Source organism: Brevundimonas sp. MEB006b, assembly GCF_030209705.1.
Lineage (GTDB): Bacteria > Pseudomonadota > Alphaproteobacteria > Caulobacterales > Caulobacteraceae > Brevundimonas.
Genome location: NZ_JARVRL010000006.1, coordinates 79509 through 99234, shown reverse-complemented (window position 1 = coordinate 99234; position 19726 = coordinate 79509). Strand labels below are relative to the sequence as shown.

Here is a 19726-nt window from a genome sequence, read left to right as displayed (position 1 = left end):
ACACCCCAAACCGAAAGCGTTGCTGGAGTTTTCCTGTCGACAACGAAAAAGGGCGGCTCTTTCGAGCCGCCCTTTCCGTCCACATGCTTCGACTAGAAGAGCCGGTAGTTCAGACCGACAAAGTAGCGTCGGCCATACGGATCGAAGGTCGATGCAAACCCGAGGTAAAGCGGCGGTTCCGCATCGAACGCGTTGGTAACACCGCCCCTCAGGACGACCTTGTCATTGACATTGTAACGGACGGTGAAGTCATGCCGGACAAAGTTACCTGTGGTGTACCAATCGGTCGGTTGACCATCGGCATTGCCGCTAATGATCACATCACGCGTCTTGACCAAATCCTGAGAAGCCATCCAGTCGGCGTTCCAAGTCACGGAGAAGTTGCGATTAGGCGACCAGGTCAGGCGGGAGACGCCTTCCATACGCGGATAGAACACTCCGGTGGTCAGGTCGGAGAAGAAGTTGGGGTTCACAAGGCTGGTGAACTGCTTCTGCTCAATCAGCCACAGGGCGTTCATAGTGTAGTCAAAGCGACCAAAGTTAACGCCAAACACATCCTGGGTTTCGAACCCATAGGTCGCGCTGATGTCCAGTCCGCGGGTCTCCAGCTTCGCAAAGTTTAGCGATTGCAGGATAAAGCCGCCGATGGGATCTCCGGTCGGCGCGCCAACCTTGAAGACGTTGTACGGATCAACGTTGGCGTTCGGATTGTTGCGACGAACCAGCGCGCAAGTGACGGGGTCGAGATTGGGACCATTGACGCAGGCCTCAGCAATCGCTTGGCCGCCAGGGGTTACGATCACATCGTCGATTACGATCTCATAGTAGTCGAGCACCAGCGAGAAGTTCGGAACAAACCGAGGGCGCAGAATGGTCGAGAACGTGAAGGACTTGGATGTTTCAGGGCGCAGCGCAGGATTCCCGCCCAACGAGCTGGCAATACCACCGCTGTAAGTCGGGCGGTAGTCGTCGTTGATCGTCGTGGTCGTCTGACCAAAGTCGTAGGTGAGCCCACGCTGAGAGGCCAAGGCCGTGCAGTTCGCGATGCGGTTAGCACGAATTTCCGTGGCGTTGTCTCCGGCGAACGCCGCGATGACACGGGTGTCGCAAGGATCAGAGAAGTTGTTGACGAACGTCTGCGAGAACGGGCGGAAGTTCTCCGTCAGGTTCGGCGCGCGGAACGACGTGTTGTAGCTCGTTTTGAACATGATATCGCGGATCGGGCGATAAACGAGGCTCACCCCATACACGTCGCCTGTCCCAGCGGTCGTATAGTCAAAATACCGATAAGAGCCGCTGAGCTCTGCGAACTCGCCAAGCGCACTATCTTTGAACAGCGGGATAGCAACTTCGGCGAACGCCTCTTTGGTTTCATATTCAGCGCCGGTGAAGTCCGCTCCGGTGTTCAGCTGCAGAACACGGCCTGCGGTGTCACGATCGCGACCGATACCTTCGGTGTATTCACGGCGGTATTCGGCGCCCAACGAGAAGCCGATCGGACCAGCGCCCCAGAAATCTCCCAGCTCGCCGCCGAACGTGGCGACCGCGCTTTCCTGAATGTTCTTTTCCTGCACGCGAACAAAGGCGGAAATGTAGTCGATTGCGGCAGCCGACTGGTTGCCTGCCCCGAATACGTTCAACGGCACGCAGCCCGCGACCTCAGGATTGGACGACGGGTTGGCATAGGTGGTCGCTGTCGTGAACGGGTTCTGCTCGGTGATCGGAAGGCCTTGCGCATTCAGCAATCGGACGCGGCAGACGATCTCGCCAGGACGGCCGTTCACCAGACCTGCGGTATCTACCACAGAATCCATGGCATGGCCGAAACGGATCGCATCTGGTCCCCTCTCTACGTTGAGATTCTTCATTTCACCGTAGACGTAGGACAGACCCCAGTTGACGTTGTTGATGAAGCCCAAACGGTCGTAGTCGCCTTCCAGCGCAGCGACATATCGCTGCACTTCACGATTGTTGGTCTGGGTGCGGGGGATGCCGAAACCGCGGTGAAGCGCGATCGGCGCATTGACGGTGCCAAGCGGCGCGCCGGGGGTCGTGTTGGTCGGATCTCCATAAGAGGTGAAAGTGTTGCCTCGAATGGCGTCTCGCAAATTAGCCGGCAGGAAAGCGTTATCCGTACGCGTGCTGAAGGTGGACGAGCCCGAGATCAGACCTGGAGTGGTCGTAGTACCCGTACCAGCACCCAGCGACGCATCGACGATATAGATGTCCCAGAACGAATACTGACCTTGGTCGTAGGCATCTTCAGTCGTGTACTTGGCTTCAAGAGTTCCACGAATATTGTCGCTGAACTTGAAGTTTGCACCAACTTGATAGCGCTGAGCTTCCTGATCTGGGAAGCGAGTCAAGGCGTCGAACGCCGTGATGTTTACGGGCTCGCCGTCACCACCGATATTGTACGGACGGTTCGCGCCCGTTACGCCGACCCGCTGACCGAAGTTGGCCAGACGCGCCGTCGTGCCGTCAAACCAGTATGTGTAAGACGGATCTACGTTGAAACAGTTCGATGACGTTGAGAAGCTGCGGCACGCGGCGACCGGGACGTCAGGGTCATTGAACTGGCTGGGTCGCTGCATGTTGGCAAGCGTTGTCGTTCCCCACAACGGCCGATCCAGTCGACGCACATTGAAGAACTCGCCCGTATCGATGATGCCGTCGGATGCCGGACCAATCGCCGGATTGGTTGGATCAGCGTCGATGCCCAGAGCGATTCGGCTGCGGCGCAGCCAGTCGATCTGATCCGAGCGAACCTCGTCAGCCTTCTCGTATTCACCGAAGGCGTAAAGATTCAGACGATCGTCCAACAAGTTGACGCCAGCCAACGCCGAGACCCGACGCGTGGCGGCATCACCACCCTCGGTCAACTGACCGTAGTTCGCGTCAATCTCCAAACCTTCGTAATCACGACGGAGAGTATAGTTAATAACGCCGGAGACAGCGTCTGCACCATACACGGAAGACGCACCGCCGGTGATAATCTCAATGTTATTGATCAATAGGCGTGGGATGGTGGACACGTCCACAGAAAGCACGCCCGCTTGCGAACCGACATGACGACGGCCATCAATCAGGGTCAGCGTTCGGCCGCTGCCCAAAGAGCGCAGGTTCGCGAACTCGAGACCGCCGTCATTCAGGCCTGCTCCGGTGGTGTCCGAAGGAACGAGCGAGTTTGACAACGCCGGGATCGTCGCGAGGTAATCGATCACAGTGGGCAGGCCGGTTTCGAGCAGTTGCTCGCGCTGGACCTGGATAATAGGCGCGGCAACCGTCGTTGGATCGCGCCGAATACGAGAGCCTGTAACGACGACTTCCGAAACGGTAGCCGCTTCCTCGTCTTGCGGAGTCGAGGTGGATGTCTGGCTCTGCGCCATGACGGCGGTGCTTGCTAGTATGCCGGCGAGGATCGTAGTCCCAAACAGATATCGGCGGTTCATAATCATTCATTGTCCCCAATATGTCAGCTCGCCCTCAAGACGGACGCGAGATCATAAATTTCTCGTAACGCAATTGAGGCATCCCTCAAACGTTTCTGACACATTTCAGACACGACATAACGCCGGTGTAGCAGCCAAGACACAGGGTTATGTTACCCTAAAAAGTGACATCGACTTGCATTTTAGGTAAGTTTTTGCAGCAAACACCTCAGGAACCATATTCTATCGCTCCATTTCGGATCTCAGAGTATTTTTTGTCGCCACCTAGTCATGGCCGTCTCGTCTGATACGAGCCGAAAATACGCCGCATTCAGAGGTTGTCGCGCAGCCAGCCGGCCACACGGCCCACCACGTTGCCACGGTGGACGCGCGGCGCGTCGGCAGCCGTGATCTGGCGCGCCATCAGCTTCCGCGCCGACACCGCCTCGCGCGGGCCGTAGGCGGCGCGGAGGAGGACGCCGGCGGTGGCGCAGAAGGCGGGACCGGAGGCGGCGTCGGCCAAATGTGGCGCCCGTTGGGGTTTTCCAAGGCGGACGGGACGGTCGAAGACACGCACGGCGAGTTCGCGCACGCCGTTCAGCTGACTGGCGCCGCCGGTCAGAACGAGGCCCGCGCCGGGCTCCAGGCCGACGCCGGCATTTTTCAGCCGATCACGGAGCAGCTCGAGGGTTTCCTCGACGCGCGGGGCGATGACGGTCTTCAGCATGGCGCGCGGGACGATGACGGGTCCCGCCGAGGCGTCCTCGCCGCGCGGCGGGGCCTCCAGCATTTCGCGGTCTTCGTTGGCGCTGGCCATGGCCGAGCCGTGAAGGGTCTTGAGCCGTTCGGCGCCGGCCTTGGACGTCGACAGGCCGCGCGCGATGTCCGAGGTGACGTGGTCGCCGCCGACGTTCAGACTTTCGATATGCAGCAGGGAGCGGCCGCCCCAGACGGCGGCGCTAGTCGAGCCGCCGCCCATGTCGATGCAGACGGCGCCCAGGTCCATTTCGTCTTCTTCCAGCGCGGCCAGAGACGAGACGACGGGTGCGGCGGCGACGCCTTGCAGGTCGAGGTGGGCCAGTTCCAGGCAGTGGCTGAGGGTCGTAAAGACGTTCTCGGCCATCGAGACGACCAACAGATCAAGCCCCAGAGACCCTCCCCGCATCGAACGCGGATCATGCACGCCGCGCGCGCCATCGACCGACCAGGCGATGGGCAGGACGTGGATCGGGCGACGGTTGGGCAGGCGGATCTGGGCCAGGGCCATGCCGATGGCGCGCGCCAGATCGGCGTCGCCGACTGGATTAGCGCCCAGCGAGACGCGGGCCTGCACACGGTGGCTGGCCATCTGGCCGATAGCTGTGGTGACGACGACGCCGGACACCGGGCTCTGGGCGGCGCGCTCGGCGCGTTCGACCGCGTGGCCGATGGCCTGGGCGGCCTCATCCATGTTGATGATCGCCCCACCCCTCACGCCCTTAGACTGAACGTGGCTGGCGCCCGCGACGCGGATGGTGCGGTCGGCGTGACGCACGCCGTCCGGCTTCATGATGAAGCACGAGACCTTGGACTGACCGATGTCCAGCGCCGCGACCACGGGCGCACGACCGGCGCGAGGATCCATGCCCCGACCGTGATCATTCGCCGCGCCGCGTTGCTTGGTCATGTCTCTACGGTCCTTAGGCGTCGCCGGCGGGTCGCACGGCGACCTCGTCGGGGGTTCTGAGATCGACGCGGGCGAAGCCCAGGTCGAGCAGGCGTTCGCGCTGGTCCAGCGCATCGAGGCGGATCAAAGCCGCCTCCTGTTCGGTGGCAGGCAGTTGGATCAGGCTGCCGTCCTTCAGACGCAGGTCCCAGCGGCGCTCGTCCACGCGCACCAGGGCGTCCACCATCCCCATCAGCCTCGGGCGCTGGGCCAGCAGAGGCAGGATTTCGCCCGCCGCCACGTCGGCGCCCTTGCCCACGACCAGCGGCAAGGTCGGATAGCGACGCGCGTCGGCGCCGTCGATGACCTGGCCCCGGTTATCGATGACCTTGATCTGACCGGCCTCCTGCCAGACGGCCAGGCGGTCGTGTTCCTTGACTTCGACGATCAGGGTGTCGGGCAACAGGCGCACGACCCGCGCTTGCTTGACCCAACCCACGCCCTGAACCCGCGTGCGAATGGCGTCCAGATCCAGGCTTGTGATCGGCTGACCGGAATACAGGCCGAGCGCGCGCTGGATCGCCGGCTCGGCCTCGGGCGAGGCGCCGGTGATGTGCACCCGTTTCAGCGTAAGGCCCATGCCGGCCGTTACATTGTCCAGGCCATGCGATACCGAGGCGCCGATCCGCTCGGCGCGGGCGCCCGTGGCCAGAACGCCGACCAGCAGCAGCGCGCCGGCGCCCAGGGCGATCACGGCGGTGCGCGGCGAAATATCGACACGGCCGATGGCGGCCATCTTGCCGGGAACGGCGGACGCGTTCTGGGCCCCGCCGCGCGACCGTCCTCCGCCCTTGGAAGCCGAACCGCGCTGTGGAGCCTGATTAGAACCCTGTCGCCGACCGCCGCGAACTACCGCGGGCATGAGGCGTCCTCCACCATCCACCGAACCAGATCGTCATAGCTCATCCCGGTATGGGCGGCCTGCTCGGGCGCGAGCGAAGTCGGGGTCATGCCGGGCTGGGTATTGACCTCCAACAGGACCAGATCGTCCTTAACATCATCATAACGGAAGTCGGATCGCGACACGCCGCGGCATCCCATGGCGACGTGCGCCGCCTCGGCCTGACGAAGCGCTTCGTCGAACACGTGCGGCGGCAATACCGCGGGCAGGACGTGCACCGAACCGCCCGGCGCATATTTGGCCTCGTAGTCATAGAAGCCCTTGGTCGGGGTGATGTCCGTGACGGTCAGGGCGCGCGGCCCGGCCGGTTCGCCCAACACGGTGACGCACAGCTCCTTGCCGGCGATATAGGGCTCGACGACAACCTGCTCGCCGTAAGCCCAGCCCGGCTCGCCCACTTCGGAGACCGGACGGTTGACGCCTTCGCGCACCAAGAAGACGCCGACGGACGAGCCCTCCGCATTCGGCTTGACCACATAGGGCGGGTCGATGACGTGGCGGCTAGCGACCTCGTGACGATCGTACAGACCGCCGCCCGGCACCTTGATGCCCGCCGCCCGCAGCACGGCCTTGGACTTGTCCTTGTCCATCGCCAGAGCAGAGGCCAGCACGCCGGAATGGGTGTAGGGAATCCGCAGGGTCTCCAGCACGCCCTGGACGCAGCCGTCTTCGCCCCAGGCGCCGTGCAGACAGTTCAACACCACATCGGGCTTGATCAGCCCCGACAAAACATTGGCCAGGTCCCGCCCGGCATCCACGCGGCTGACGCGCACGCCCTGCCGCTCCAGCGCCTGCGCGCACTGCTCGCCCGACGAGAGGGACACCTCCCGCTCTGCGGAAAGGCCGCCCATCAGAACGGCGACATGAAGATCTTTGAAAGCCCGGGCCATGACGCCTTGGATTGGGGCCTACATGTTTAACAGGCCGTCAACCATTCGCGTCCGCCGACCATTTTTGCGCGGGATTTTTTATCCCGCTCGGCCGATCCGCTTGATTTCCCACTCCAGCTGAACGCCGGTCTTGGTCAGGACATCGGCGCGAACCGCTTCGCCCAGGCCTTCGATGTCGGCGGCTGTCGCCTCGCCGGGATTGATCATGAAGTTGGAGTGCAGTTCGCTGAACTTGGCCCCACCCCCGGTTTCGGCGTGCAGCTTGCCGCGCCAGCCGGCCTCATCCACCAGCTTCCACGACGAATGGCCCTCGGGGTTCTTGAACGTCGAACCGCCCGTCTTCTCACGGATGGGCTGGGTCGTCTCGCGACGGCTGGTGATCTCGGAGATCCGGGCCGCCACCGCCTCGGATTCGTCAGCCGCGCCGCGATAAGTCGCCTCGATCCAGATGATGTCGGCCGGCGCCTGAGAATGGCGATAGGTGTAGCCGAAGTCGGCCAGAGCGTAATCGACCCGCTCGCCCGCCCGCGTCAGGCCCCAGGCCGACACCAGCACGTCCTTGGTCTCGGAGCCGTAGCAGCCGGCGTTCATGGTCAGGGCGCCGCCGATCGTGCCCGGAATGCCAGCGTAGAATTCCAGCCCGGCGATCCCCGCCTTGGCGCTGGCCTTGGCGACCATGGAGTCCAGCGCGCCCGCGCCAGCCGTGACCGTGTCGCCGTCCGTCGTGATCTGCGCCCACGGCCGGCCCGCCAGACGGATCACCACGCCCTCGACCCCGCCGTCACGGACGATGACGTTCGATCCGACGCCCAGAACCGTCACCGGCACGACCGGGTCCAGCGCCTTCAGGAAGTCCGCCAAATCCTCGGCGTCCGCTGGAATGAACAGGGCCTCGGCCGCCCCGCCCACTCGGAACCAGGTATAGGGCGCGAGCGCCTCGTTCCGCAGCAGCTTGCCGCGCACTTCGGGCAGAGCGATCACGCCAGAGCCTCCAGCTGCGCCGGCAGGCCATAGGCCCAGCTGGTGATGTCGCCGGCGCCCAGCAGCACGACGACGTCGCCGGATTTGGCCTCGTCCTTGATCAGGCGCGGCAGGACGGCGGCGTTCTCCAGGGCCTGGACGTGACGGTGGCCGTAGCGGCGCACCCCGTCGGCCAGGGCGTGCTTGTCCACCCCTACGATCGGCTGTTCGCCGGCGGGGTAAACGTCGGCGACGATCACGCTGTCGGCGTCCGAGAAGCAGGTCGAGAACTCGTCCATCAGATCGCGCAGACGCGTATAGCGGTGCGGCTGAACCACCGCGATAACCCGACCGTCCGTCACCTGGCGTGCGGCCTTCAGCACAGCGGCGATCTCGACCGGGTGGTGGCCATAGTCGTCGACGATGCGGACGCCGCCCACGACGCCCGTGGTGGTGAAGCGCCGCTTGACCCCGCCGAACCCGGCCAGACCGCTGCGGATCGCGTCGTCCGACACGTCCAGTTCCCGCGCCACGGCGATGGCGGCCAGGGCGTTCGACACATTGTGCCAGCCGGCCATCGGAAGGTGCAGACCTTCGATCCGGTGTGTCTCGCCGTTCTGGATCACCACGTCGAAACGCGCGCCGTCCGGTCCCATCTGGCAGTTTTCAGCCCGTACCATGGCCTGCGGGTTCGTGCCGTAAGTGACGAGGCGCCGGTTATCGATGGCCGCGACCAGCTTCTGCACCTCCGGATGGTCCAGGCAGACCGCGGCGAACCCGTAGAAGGGGATGTTCTCGACGAAGTCCACGAACGCCTTCCGCACCCCGTCGAAGTCGCCGTAGTGATCCAGATGTTCGGGATCGATATTGGTGACGATGGCCACCGTCGATTTCAGGCGCAGGAAGCTGCCGTCCGACTCGTCCGCCTCCACCACGATCCAGTCGCCGTCGCCGACCTTTGCGTTGGTGCCGTAGGCGTTGATGATGCCGCCGTTGACCACCGTGGGATCCAGGCCCGCCGCATCCAGCAAGGCCGCCACCATCGAGGTCGTCGTCGTCTTGCCGTGCGTGCCGCCCACTGCGATCGAGAACTGCAGCCGCATCAGCTCGGCCAGCATCTCGGCCCGGCGCACCAGCGGGATGCGACGCTCACGGGCCGCCTTCATCTCGGGATTGTCGGCCTTGACCGCCGTGGAATAGACCACCGCCGACACGCCCTCGCCCACATGGGCGGCGTCGTGGCCGATGAAGATCTTGGCGCCCAGCTGTTCCAGCCGCTCGGTATTGGCGCTGGCCTTGGCGTCAGAGCCCTGCAACGAATAGCCGATCTTCAGCATGATCTCGGCGATGCCGCTCATGCCGATGCCGCCGATGCCGACGAAATGAACGGGACCGAGGTCGAACGGGACGGGGCGAAGGCGTGCGATCATTTTCGCCTCATAAACGCCGCCTCGCCTCCTGCGAAGGGCGCGCCGCATACGGAGCGAACTTTTCTAAGGACGATCGGGCGCGGCTGTGCGCGAACTCGCACAGAACTATTGCGCCTCCACCGAGTTGTCTTCGGGAACGCGCGCGGCTCCCGCTTGCGCCGCTGCTCCAAAGGACTCCCAAGATGGCCAAGAACGCAAAGCCGGCCGGCGCGCCGACAATCGGCAACGCCGGCGAGGTGCACCAGACCGCCTCGACGCCTGAGACCCTCCTGACCACAAATCACGGGACGCCGATCAGCGACAATCAGAACTCGCTCAAGGCCGGCCCGCGCGGCTCGACCCTGCTGGAAGACTTCATCCTCCGCGAGAAGATCCAGCATTTCGACCACGAGCGCATCCCTGAGCGGATCGTCCATGCCCGCGGCTCGGCCGCCCACGGCTTCTTTGAACTGACCGACAGTTTGTCGGAGTTCACCACGGCCAAGATCCTGACCGAGGTTGGAAACAAGACCGAGCTGTTCACCCGCTTCTCGACCGTCGCCGGCGGCGCGGGCTCGGTCGATACGCCGCGCGATGTGCGCGGCTTTGCGGTCAAATTCTATACGACCGAGGGCAACTGGGATCTGGTTGGCAACAACATCCCCGTCTTCTTCATCCAGGACGCGATCAAATTCCCGGACCTAATCCATTCGGTGAAGATGGAGGCGGACAAGGGCTATCCCCAGGCGGCCAGCGCCCACGATACCTTCTGGGACTTCATCGGCCTGATGCCCGAGAGCATGCACATGGTCATGTGGGCCATGTCGGATCGCGGCATCCCGCGCAGCCTGCGCATGATGGAAGGTTTCGGCGTCAACACCTTCCGGCTGATCAACGCCGAAGGCGAGACGACCCTGGTCAAATTCCACTGGCGTCCCAAGCTGGGCACGCAGTCCACCTGCTGGGACGAGGCGGTCAAGATCGCCGGCGCCGACCCCGACTATCACCGCCGCGACCTGTATGAGGCCATCGATCAGGGCGACTTCCCCGAATGGGAGTTCGGCGTGCAACTGTTTACCCAGGACCAGGCCGACGCCCTGCCCTTCGACATTCTGGACGCCACCAAGTTGGTGCCGGAAGAGGATTATCCGATCCGCGTGATCGGCCGAATGGTGCTCGACCGCAACCCGGACAACTTCTTCGCCGAGACCGAGCAGGTCGCCTTCCTGCCGACCAACATCGTGCCGGGCATCGATTTTTCGGAAGATCCGCTGCTGCAAGGGCGGCTGTTCTCCTATCAAGACACCCAGCTGTCGCGCCTGGGCACGGTCAACTTCCACCAGATTCCGATCAACCAGGCCAAGGGCTGCCCTTTCCAGAACTTCCAGCGCGACGGTCACATGCAGATGGCCGTGCCGAAGGGCCGCGCCAACTATGAGCCCAACAGCCTGTCCGAGGCGGGCGAGGACGGCGGCCCGCGTGAAGATCCCAAGGGCGGCTTCCGCACCGCGCCCATACGGGTCGAGGGCGAAAAGGTCCGGCTGCGCGCCGAAAGCTTCGCCGACCACTACAGCCAGGCGCGACTGTTCTTCCGCTCCCAGACCGAGATCGAACAGGCCCACCTGGCCAGCGCCATCGTGTTCGAACTGTCCAAGGTGTCGCTCGCCCACGTTCGCGAGCGTGTTCTGGCCAATCTGCAGAACGTCGATAAGACCTTGGCACAGCGGGTCGCAGACGGCCTGAACCTGCCTCTCCCCGAGGCGTCCGACCCCGGTGTGGCGCCCATCGATCTGGACGCCTCGCCCGCCCTGCGCATCGTCGGCAAATATCCCGACACCCTGAAGGGCCGAAAGGTCGCCATCCTGGTCGCCGACGGTTCGGACGGCGCGGTCGTCGATGCCGTCAAGGCTGAGGTTGAAGGCGACGGCGGCTCGGTCTTCATCGTCGCGCCCAAGATCGGCGGCGCCAAGCTGAAGGACGGCAAGACGCTGGCGGCAGATGGTCAACTGGCCGGCAGTCCATCGGTCCTTTTCGACGCCGTGGCGATCGTTCTGTCCGAGGACGGCTGCGCCCAGATGCTGAAAGAAGGCGCCGCAGTCGATTTCGCCAAGGACGCCTTCGGCCACCTCAAGGCCATCGGCCACACGCCCGAGGCTCAGCCCCTGCTGGACAAGGCGGGCGTCGAGCCGGACGCGGGCGTGATCGATCTGTCCAAGGACGCCAAAGGCTTCCTCGCCCCCGCCCGCACACGCCAGTGGGATCGCGAGCCTAAGGTGCGAATGTTGCCCTGACCGCAGATAGTTTGATCAGAACAAAAAAGGGCCGGGCGATACGTCGCCCGGCCCTTCTTTCAGCATCGCGACGCGGTCAGCTGTCGGCTTGCCAGCCGCCAGCCAAGGCGCGGAACAAGGCGATCTGGTAGGTGGTGACCAAGGCGTCGGACTGGGCCAGGGCGGCGTCCGCCGCCGCCTGGGTGCGTTCGGCGTCCAGCACCAAGAGGAAGCTGTCGGCGCCGGCGTTGAATCGCAGGCGCGACAGGTCGGCGGCGCGGGCTGCCTGGTCCCTGGCTTCGGTCAGGGCCGCACGGCGGTCCAGCTCGTTGGCGTAGTTGGACAGGGCCGTTTCCGTCTCCTGCAGGGCCGTCAGCACGGTCTGGTCGAAGGTCGCCAGGGCGGCGTCCGAACGGGCGCCGGCAGCCTTGATCTGGGCGCGGGCGGCGAAGACGTTGGGGAAGGACCAGCTGATCAGCGGACCGAAGCTGAAGCGGAAGTTCTGGTCGTCGCCCAGTTCACCCGAGTCCAGCGCGGTGGAGCCGAAGGATCCGCCCAGGCTGATCTGCGGAAACAGGTTGGCGGTCGCCACGTTCACGCGCGCGGCGGCGGCGGCCAGTTCGGCCTCGGCCTGGCGCACATCGGGACGGCGGGCCAGAAGCGCCGCACCATCGCCGACCGGGATGGGCTGGCTGAGCTGGGGCGGACGCACGCAGGCGGCGGCGGCCTGGCTGGCCTCGGCCGGGGTGCGGCCGGTCAGGGTGGCCAGGCGGAACAGGGCCTCGTTACGGGCCGCACGCAGGGTCGGCAGGGTCGCCGCCGTCTGGGCCAGGGCCGCCCGAGCGCTGGCCACGTCCAGCCCCGTGCCCGCCCCGCCGCCGAGCAGGGTTTGGGTCAGGTTGGCGGTGTTGCGTTGCAGCTCCAGCGTCCGTTCGGCCACCGCGATCTGCGCATTGGCCGAGCAGGTGTCGGCGTAGGCGCGGGTCGTCTCGGCCGCGACCGTCACCTGGACCGTGGCCAGGGCGGCCTCGGCGGCGCGGGCGTCGGCGCGGGCGGCGCGGATGGTGGATTCCACCCGTCCGAACAAATCGACCTCATAGGCCGCCTGTATGCCGACGTCATAGGTGTCGATCTCGGGCGCATCTTGCCCTGCGGGCAGCCCCTGGACCGTGGCGGCAGAGGCTCGGCTGCGCTGAGCCTGGGCGCTGGTTGTCGTGGTCGGGAAACGGCCGACGCGGGCCTCCGACAGCGACGCCCGAACCGCGCGCAGATTGGCGAAGGCGGCTTCGAGCTGGTTGTTCTCGGCGAAGGCCTGCTGGATCAGGGCGTCCAGCGTGGGGTCTTCGTAAAGCCGCCACCAGTCGTCGCGCGCCGCAGCGGTCGAGACAGTGGGGCTGGCCGAGCCGACGAAGGCGGCCGTGCCGGCGACGGGCAGGTCGGCGACCGGCGCCTTGGGCCCGACCGCGCAGGCGGCCAGCAGGGCGCTGGAGGCTGCGGCGGTCAGGAAGCTGAAGGTCTTGTTGCGGGTCATCAGATGTCCCCTCCCCGGCCGGTCGCGGGCGCAGGCGCGTTCGGATCGGTCAGGTCGCTGGTTTCGTCATAACGCACGGGCCGGTCCGAAGGACGGTCAGGCGTCGGGGTCGGTTTCTTGCCTTGCGGCAGTTTCGAGGACAGCCAGCGGCTGACCACATAGAAGACCGGGGTGAAGATCAGGCCGAAGAAGGTCACGCCCAGCATGCCCGAGAAGACGGACGTGCCCAGCGACTGACGCATCTCCGCGCCTGGCCCCGAGGCCAGCATCAGCGGCACGACGCCGAGGATGAAGGCGAAGGAGGTCATCAGGATCGGACGCAGACGGGTCTTGGCGGCGGCGACCGCAGCCTCGAACCGGTTCATGCCCTGCTCTTCCTCGGCCTGCTTGGCGAACTCGACGATCAGGATGGCGTTCTTGGCCGCCAAGGCGATCAGAACGACCAGGCCGATCTGGACCAGGATGTTGTTGTCCAGGCCGCGCAGGTTCACCCCGATGATGGCCGCCAGCAGACACATCGGCACGATCAGGATGACCGCCAGCGGAAGCGTGAACGCTTCGTACTGAGCCGCCAGCACCAGGAAGACGAACACCACCGCCATCAGGAAGATGACCGTCGCGCCGGAACCCGCCGCCTTCTGCTGATAGGCCAGACCCGTCCATTCGTAGGAGAAGCCCTGCGGCAGGGTCTGGGCGGCCATGGTTTCCATGACCTGCAGCGCCTCGCCGGAAGAAACCCCTGCTGCGGCGTTGCCCTGAAGTTCGGCAGCCGGGAACAGGTTGTAGCGCACGATCCGCGCCGGGCCGGAATCGTTGACCAGATTGGCCACCGATCCGATCGGCACCATGGCGCCCGTGGACGACTTGGTCTTCAGATTGGCGATGTCGGCGATGTCGTCGCGCGCCGTCGGCTCCGCCTGCGCCGTCACCCGGAAGGTGCGGCCCAGCATGTTGAAGTCGTTGACGTAGGACGAACCCAGATAGACGCCCAGTGTGTCGAACACCGAGCTGGGTTGGACACCCAGCATCAGCGCCTTGTCACGATCGACGTCGGCGGTGATGCGCGGCGAGGCCGTGTTGTAGGTCGAGAAGACCTGGCTGACCTCGGTCGGCTTCTGGGCGGCGGCGCCCATCATGGCGAAGGTCGCGCCTTCCAGCGGACGATAGCCGGCGCCTTCGCGGTCCTGGATCATCATCGAGAAGCCGTTGCCGGTGCCCAGACCCTGGACCGCCGGCGGGGCGATGACGAAGATCTGCGCGTCCTCGATCTGTCCGGTCGCCTGGGTGATGGCGCCGGCCAGGGCCGTGGCGGCCTCCTCCTTGGAGCGTTCCTCGAAGCCGTTCAGGCGCACGAAGATGGTGGCGGCGTTGGAACCGAACGAGAAGCTGGAACCATCCAGACCGGCGAAGGCCACGGTGCCATTCACCCCGGCGGTGCCCTGGATGATCTTTGTGGCGCGTTCCATCACCGCCTGGGTGCGGTCCAGCGACGCGCCGGCCGGCAGTTGGATGACGCCGATCAGGAAGCCCTGATCCTGTTCAGGGATAAAGCCCGAGGGGGTGTCGACCAGACGCCAGGCGGTCAGGCCCAGAAGACCGGCATAGATGATCAGCACCAGACCGACGGTGCGCACCAGACGCGCGGTCAGGCGGCCATAACGATCCGACAGCCAATCGAAGCCCTCGTTGAACTTCCGACCGGCCCAGCCGCCGTAATAGACGACCGTGCCCAGGACGCCCGGCTTGCGAGCGTGCTCGTGATCCTTCTTGTGCGGCTTCAGCAGCAGGGCGGCCATGGCCGGCGACAGGGTCAGGGACACGAACAGCGAGATGACCGAAGCCGAGGCGATGACGACCGCGAACTGGCGATAGAAGATGCCGGGGATGCCGGGCACGAACATCGTCGGCACGAAGACCGACACCAGCACCAGGCCAATGGCGATCAGGGCGCCGGAAACCTCCTGCATCGATCGATAGGCGGCCTCCTTGGGACTGAGCCCCTCACCGATGGCCCGCTCCACGTTCTCGACCACGACGATGGCGTCATCGACGACGATGCCGACCGCAAGGACCAGGGCGAACAGGGACAGGGAGTTGATCGAATAGCCCAGCGCCAGCTGCACCGCGAAGGTGCCGACCAGGGCGACGGGAATGGCGACGATGGGGATGATGGCCGCGCGCCAGGTCTGCAGGAAGACCATGACCACGATGATGACCAGGATGACGGCTTCGACCAGGGTGTGCTGAACCGACTCTACCGAGGCGGCGACGAATTCGGTCGGGTTGTAGGGCACGTCCACCTTCATGCCGGCGGGCACTTCGGACTTCAGGGCCTCGACCTCTTTCAGGACGCGATCGGCGGTGCCCAGGGCGTTGGCGCCCGGCTGTTGCACGATCGCGATGCCGACGCCGCGCTGGCCGTCGAAGAAGCCGCGGATGCCGTAGTCCTGGGCGCCCAGTTCGATCCGCGCCACGTCGCGCAGATAGGTGACGCGGCCTTGGGCGTCCGTCTTCAGGACGACGTTGGCGAACTCATTGGGATCGCTTAGACGGCCCTGAACCTGGACCGGCAGTTGGAAGGCGGCCGCGCTGTTGGGGAACGGCGGCTGGCCGATGGAGCCGGCGGCGGCCTGGACGTTCTGGGCGCGCAGGGCGGAAACGATCTCGGGACCCGTCAGACCGCGCTCGGCCGCCTTGGCCGGGTCGATCCAGACGCGCATCGAATAGTTGCCGCCGCCGAACACCTGAACCGCGCCCACGCCCTCGATCCGCAGCAGACGGTCCCGGAGCGTGGAGTTGGCGTAGTTGCCGACATAGTCGTTATCCAGGGTCCCGTCGGGCGACGTCAGCCCCAGGATCATCAGGAAGCCGCTCTCGGCCTTGTTGACCACGACGCCCGTCTGGCGAACCGCCTCGGGAAGACGGGGCTCGGCCAGCGCCACCCGGTTCTGGACCAGCACCTGTGCCGAATCCAGGTCCGTGCCGGGCTGGAAGGTCACGGTGATGGCCACCGCTCCGTCCGATGTGGACGAGGAGGAGATGTAGAGCATGTTCTCGACGCCGTTCACCTCCTGCTCGATGGGGGCGGCGACGGTTTCGGCCAGGGTCTCGGCCGAGGCGCCGGGATAGGCGGCGTTGATGGTGATCGTCGGCGGCGCGATCTCCGGATACTGCGACAGCGGCAGCAGCGGATAGGCGGCGATGCCGATGATGGAGATCACCACCGCGATCACGGCCGCGAAGATCGGCCGGTCGATGAAGAAGCGGGAGATGTTCATGGCTTAGCCGGCCGGCAGACTGTTGGCGAAGGAGGCGCTGGACGCGGGCGCCGACTGGGTGACGGGCGCCTGGGACGCATCGCCGGCGACGGGTTCGATCTTGCCGTTCTTGGGCGTGACCTTGGAGCCCGGCTGAGCGGCGCGTTGCAGACCCGCGATGATGACGCGGTCAGTCGGAGCCAGACCCGAAAGGACGACGCGCAAGCCCTGCACGATCGGGCCGAGCTGGACGGCCTTGTTCGTCACGGTGCCGTCGGCGTTGACCACGGCGACGGTGCGGCGGGCCTGATCGGTGCCGATGGCCGAATCCGGAACCAGCAGGGCGTCATAGGCGCCGGCGCCCGCGACCTGGGCGCTGCCGAACATGCCGGGGCGCAGGAAGCCGTCGGCGTTGGGCAGGATGGCGCGCAGACGGATCACGCCCGAGGCGGTGTCCACGGCGTTGTCAGAGAAGTCGAGACGGCCGGTATGCTTGTAGGTGCTTTCGTCCTGCAGGCGCACATTGACGACTGCGCCCTGATTGGCGCCGCCCTGACGCAGGTATTTCAGCAGGACCGCTTCCGAGCCGTCGAAGACGAAGTGGATCGGGCCGCCCGAGATGATGGTGGTCAGGATGTCGCCGGCCGACGAACCGCCGGCGATGACATTGCCCGGATCGACGCGACGGTCGGACACGCGACCCGAGGTCGGCGCGGTGACGCGAGTGTATTCCAGGTTCAGACGCGCATTGCGGACGGCGGCGTTGCCGGCCGCCAGATTGGCCTGAGCCGCATCGACGGCCGCCTTGTTGGAATCATATTCGGCCTTGGACACGGCTTGCGAGGCCAGCAGGGCCTCGCTGCGGGCCAGGTTGGCGCGGGCCAGCGACAGTTGCGACTGAGCCTGGGCCACCTGAGCCTGAGCCTGCGCCAAGGCGGCCTGGGCCGGGCGCGGATCCAGGGTGAACAGCAGTTGGCCCCTTTGGACCATCTGACCGTCGCGGAAGTGAACCGCCTGGATATAACCGCCGACGCGGGCGCGCACGTCCACGCTCTCGACCGCTTCGAAGCGCCCGGTGAACTCGTCCCAATCCCGCACCTGCTGCTTCAGCGGCACAGCCACCGTCACGGGCGGCGCGCCTTGTGCGGGCGCCTCTGCCTTTGGGGAACAACCATAAAGCGCACCCGTCACCATGACGGATACCGCCGCAATCTTCAGCCCGCGCATCTGCGCATCTCCCTGTCGGAGGTAAATCCCTGTCGTGCGGACGAAAGGCCGATGGGGAGTCGGCCTTGTCAACGCGTGGTGACTTAATGGTCGGAGCCGTGGCGCTTGTCAACAGGCGTTGACAAAGCCATATGTGATCTACGGTTATTGTCTGTGGAGTGTCATCACCTTGTTATGTCCCGGCCCACGCCCGAGAAACGCCGCCGCCACGCGCACGGCCATTCTCGATGCTGCGCGCGAGAGATTCGCGGCCGAGAGCTATGACGACGTGGGCATGCGCGACATCGCCCGCGATGTCGGCGTCGATGCGGCCCTGATCAGCCGCTACTTCGGCTCCAAGGACGATCTGTTCCTGGCCGCGCTGGATAGCTGCGGCGATGGCAGCGCCCTGATGCAGGGCGAAAAGGCCGACTTCGGCCGGCGCGTGGCGCACGAGATCGTCTTCGAACCCAAGAAGGCCGAAAAGCTGAAGGGCATGTCGATCATGCTGCGCTCCATCGGCTCGGCCAAGGCGTCGGAGATGGTTCAGAACACCTGCACCCAGCGGTTCTTCGGCCCGCTGGAGGAATGGCTGAGCGGGCCGGAAGCCACGGTCCGCGCGCGTCTCCTGGCCGGTTTCATCATGGGCATGTCAGTCAGTCGCGAACTGGGCGGCGGCAGCTTCAACATCGAACCCGCCCAATGCGAGGAGATGCGCGACCGCCTGGCGCCCATTCTTCAGTCGCTGATCGACGGCTGACCCCATCGCCGAAATGAAAAAAGGCGCGGAGGCTGACCTCCGCGCCCTTTATCTTGTCTGACGACCGGCTCAGTGCGAGGCGGTCGAGGTCACTTCGGTCCGCGCCTTCGTGCGGATGCAGCCGATGGCGAAGATGGTCAGGCCGACGTAGCCCAGCATCGGCACGATGAAGGCGGGCTGAAGCTTGCCGGCCGCATCGGCGATATGCGCCGCGACTTGGGGCAGCAGGGCGCCGCCGATGATGCCGAACACCAGCAGGCCCGACGTCGCCGAAGTCGGAGCGGTCGAGCGCTCCAGCGTCAAGGTGAAGATGGTGGGGAACATGATCGAGTTGAACAGGCCGATCGACAGGACGGCGTAGGCCGCCGTCGGCCCGCCGATCTGGCTGACGGTCAGGCACAGCACCGCCGCCGCGACGGTGCAGCAGGCCAGGACGAGGCCGGGGCGCACCTTGGTCAGGACAGCCGAACCGATGAAGCGGCCGACCATGGCGCCGCCCCAGTACAGGGCCACCATCTTGCCCGCCGTCTCGATGGGAGCGTTCAGGATGTCGGGGCTTTCCAGGAAGTTGGTCAGCATGCCGCCGATGGCGACTTCGGAACCGACGTAGAGGAAGATGGCCAGGGCGCCGAACACAGCCCACGGCGACGACAGGGCCTTCAGCGGCGAAACCGCATTGTGCGATTCAGGCGCCGCCGCATTGATCTTCTTGCGCGCCGTGAAGATGAAGACGGCGATCAAGGCGAAGAAGGCCCCCATGCCCAGGAAGGCCATGTCGATGCTGCGCAGCGACTGGGTGCGGGTTGCAGCGGTGACCACAGCGCCAGCGGCGAAGACGCCCCCCGTCAGCAGGACGTGCGAGCCCAGCCAGGGGCCGACGGTCGTGCCCAGCGAGTTAAAGGCCTGCGACAGGTTCAGACGGCTGGAGGCGCCCTTGGGGCTGCCCAGCTCGGCGACCAGCGGGTTGGCCGCGACCTGCAGCAGGGTCACGCCCGAGGCGATGACGAACAGGGCGATCAGCACGCCGGGATACCAGTCGGCGGCGGTCGCTGCCGGCACGATCAGGCAGCCCGCGACCATGACGATCAGGGCGCTAATGATCGAGCGGCTGTAGCCCAGCTTGCTGAGCACCGAGGCCGCCGGCAGGGACATCAGCCCGTAGGCGATGAACCAGGCGAAGGTGGTCAGGAAGGCCTCGGCGTTGTTCAGGTCGAACACCCGCTTCACCGCCGCGATCAGCGGATCGATCAGCGAGGTCGCAAAGCCCCAGGCAAAGAACAGCGTGGTGACATAGGCGAAGGCCAAGCCTGCGCCCTGGCGTTTTCCGGCGTCCGGAACGGTCATGAATGATCCCCCAGTGAAATCGAACGGCCGCGCTGTGGTCGCGCGGTTCTCATCCTGCTTGG

The 19726-nt window shown here is 65.3% G+C and carries 12 protein-coding genes; 2 read left to right on the top strand and 10 right to left on the bottom strand.

Annotated features, from left to right (window positions below; genetic code table 11):
- Positions 1-92 precede the first annotated feature (92 nt).
- From QRN13_RS10110 to murC, 6 genes are all read right to left on the bottom strand, one after another.
- Complete coding sequence (locus tag QRN13_RS10110) at positions 93-3458, bottom strand: TonB-dependent receptor domain-containing protein (protein WP_284877825.1); 3366 nt, start codon at positions 3456-3458, stop codon at positions 93-95.
- Between the two features lie 304 nt (positions 3459-3762).
- Entirely contained in the window at positions 3763-5055 is a 1293-nt protein-coding gene (ftsA, locus tag QRN13_RS10105; RefSeq protein ID WP_055754197.1) for a cell division protein FtsA, read from the bottom strand.
- 55 nt (positions 5056-5110) lie between these two features.
- Positions 5111-5998, bottom strand: a complete 888-nt coding sequence (locus QRN13_RS10100; protein ID WP_284877824.1) for a cell division protein FtsQ/DivIB — start codon at positions 5996-5998, stop codon at positions 5111-5113.
- Positions 5986-6927: a D-alanine--D-alanine ligase gene (locus QRN13_RS10095; protein ID WP_284877823.1), complete on the bottom strand. Its 942-nt coding sequence runs from the start codon at positions 6925-6927 to the stop codon at positions 5986-5988. The genes QRN13_RS10100 and QRN13_RS10095 overlap by 13 nt, the downstream gene beginning before the upstream one ends.
- Before the next feature lie 78 nt (positions 6928-7005).
- Positions 7006-7908, bottom strand: a complete 903-nt coding sequence (gene murB, locus QRN13_RS10090; RefSeq protein WP_284877822.1) for a UDP-N-acetylmuramate dehydrogenase — start codon at positions 7906-7908, stop codon at positions 7006-7008.
- Positions 7905-9317 (bottom strand): UDP-N-acetylmuramate--L-alanine ligase, encoded by a 1413-nt coding sequence (murC, locus tag QRN13_RS10085; protein WP_284877821.1) that lies wholly within the window; start codon positions 9315-9317, stop codon positions 7905-7907. The genes murB and murC overlap by 4 nt, the downstream gene beginning before the upstream one ends.
- Positions 9318-9499: 182 nt before the next feature.
- Between murC and QRN13_RS10080 the strand changes: the two genes are divergently transcribed.
- Positions 9500-11587 carry a catalase gene (locus QRN13_RS10080; protein ID WP_284877820.1) on the top strand — a complete coding sequence of 696 codons (2088 nt, stop codon included), beginning with the start codon at positions 9500-9502 and terminating at the stop codon, positions 11585-11587.
- A 76-nt stretch (positions 11588-11663) separates the two neighbouring features.
- Here the strand turns inward: QRN13_RS10080 and QRN13_RS10075 are convergent, their stop codons facing one another.
- From QRN13_RS10075 to QRN13_RS10065, 3 genes are read right to left on the bottom strand one after another with little or no spacing between them, the layout of a single operon-like run.
- Positions 11664-13097: an efflux transporter outer membrane subunit gene (locus tag QRN13_RS10075; RefSeq protein WP_284877819.1), complete on the bottom strand. Its 1434-nt coding sequence runs from the start codon at positions 13095-13097 to the stop codon at positions 11664-11666.
- Positions 13097-16375 carry an efflux RND transporter permease subunit gene (locus tag QRN13_RS10070; RefSeq protein ID WP_284877818.1) on the bottom strand — a complete coding sequence of 1093 codons (3279 nt, stop codon included), beginning with the start codon at positions 16373-16375 and terminating at the stop codon, positions 13097-13099. Before QRN13_RS10070 ends, QRN13_RS10075 begins: the two co-directional genes overlap by 1 nt.
- A gap of 3 nt (positions 16376-16378) precedes the next feature.
- Complete coding sequence (locus QRN13_RS10065; RefSeq protein ID WP_284877817.1) at positions 16379-17581, bottom strand: efflux RND transporter periplasmic adaptor subunit; 1203 nt, start codon at positions 17579-17581, stop codon at positions 16379-16381.
- Between the two features lie 133 nt (positions 17582-17714).
- Between QRN13_RS10065 and QRN13_RS10060 the strand changes: the two genes are divergently transcribed.
- Positions 17715-18320, top strand: a complete 606-nt coding sequence (locus QRN13_RS10060; RefSeq protein ID WP_284877816.1) for a TetR/AcrR family transcriptional regulator — start codon at positions 17715-17717, stop codon at positions 18318-18320.
- Positions 18321-18389: 69 nt separating this feature from the next.
- Here QRN13_RS10060 and QRN13_RS10055 read toward each other — a convergent pair whose 3' ends face one another.
- Positions 18390-19664 (bottom strand): sugar MFS transporter, encoded by a 1275-nt coding sequence (locus QRN13_RS10055; RefSeq protein WP_284877815.1) that lies wholly within the window; start codon positions 19662-19664, stop codon positions 18390-18392.
- Between the last annotated feature and the right edge of the window lie 62 nt (positions 19665-19726).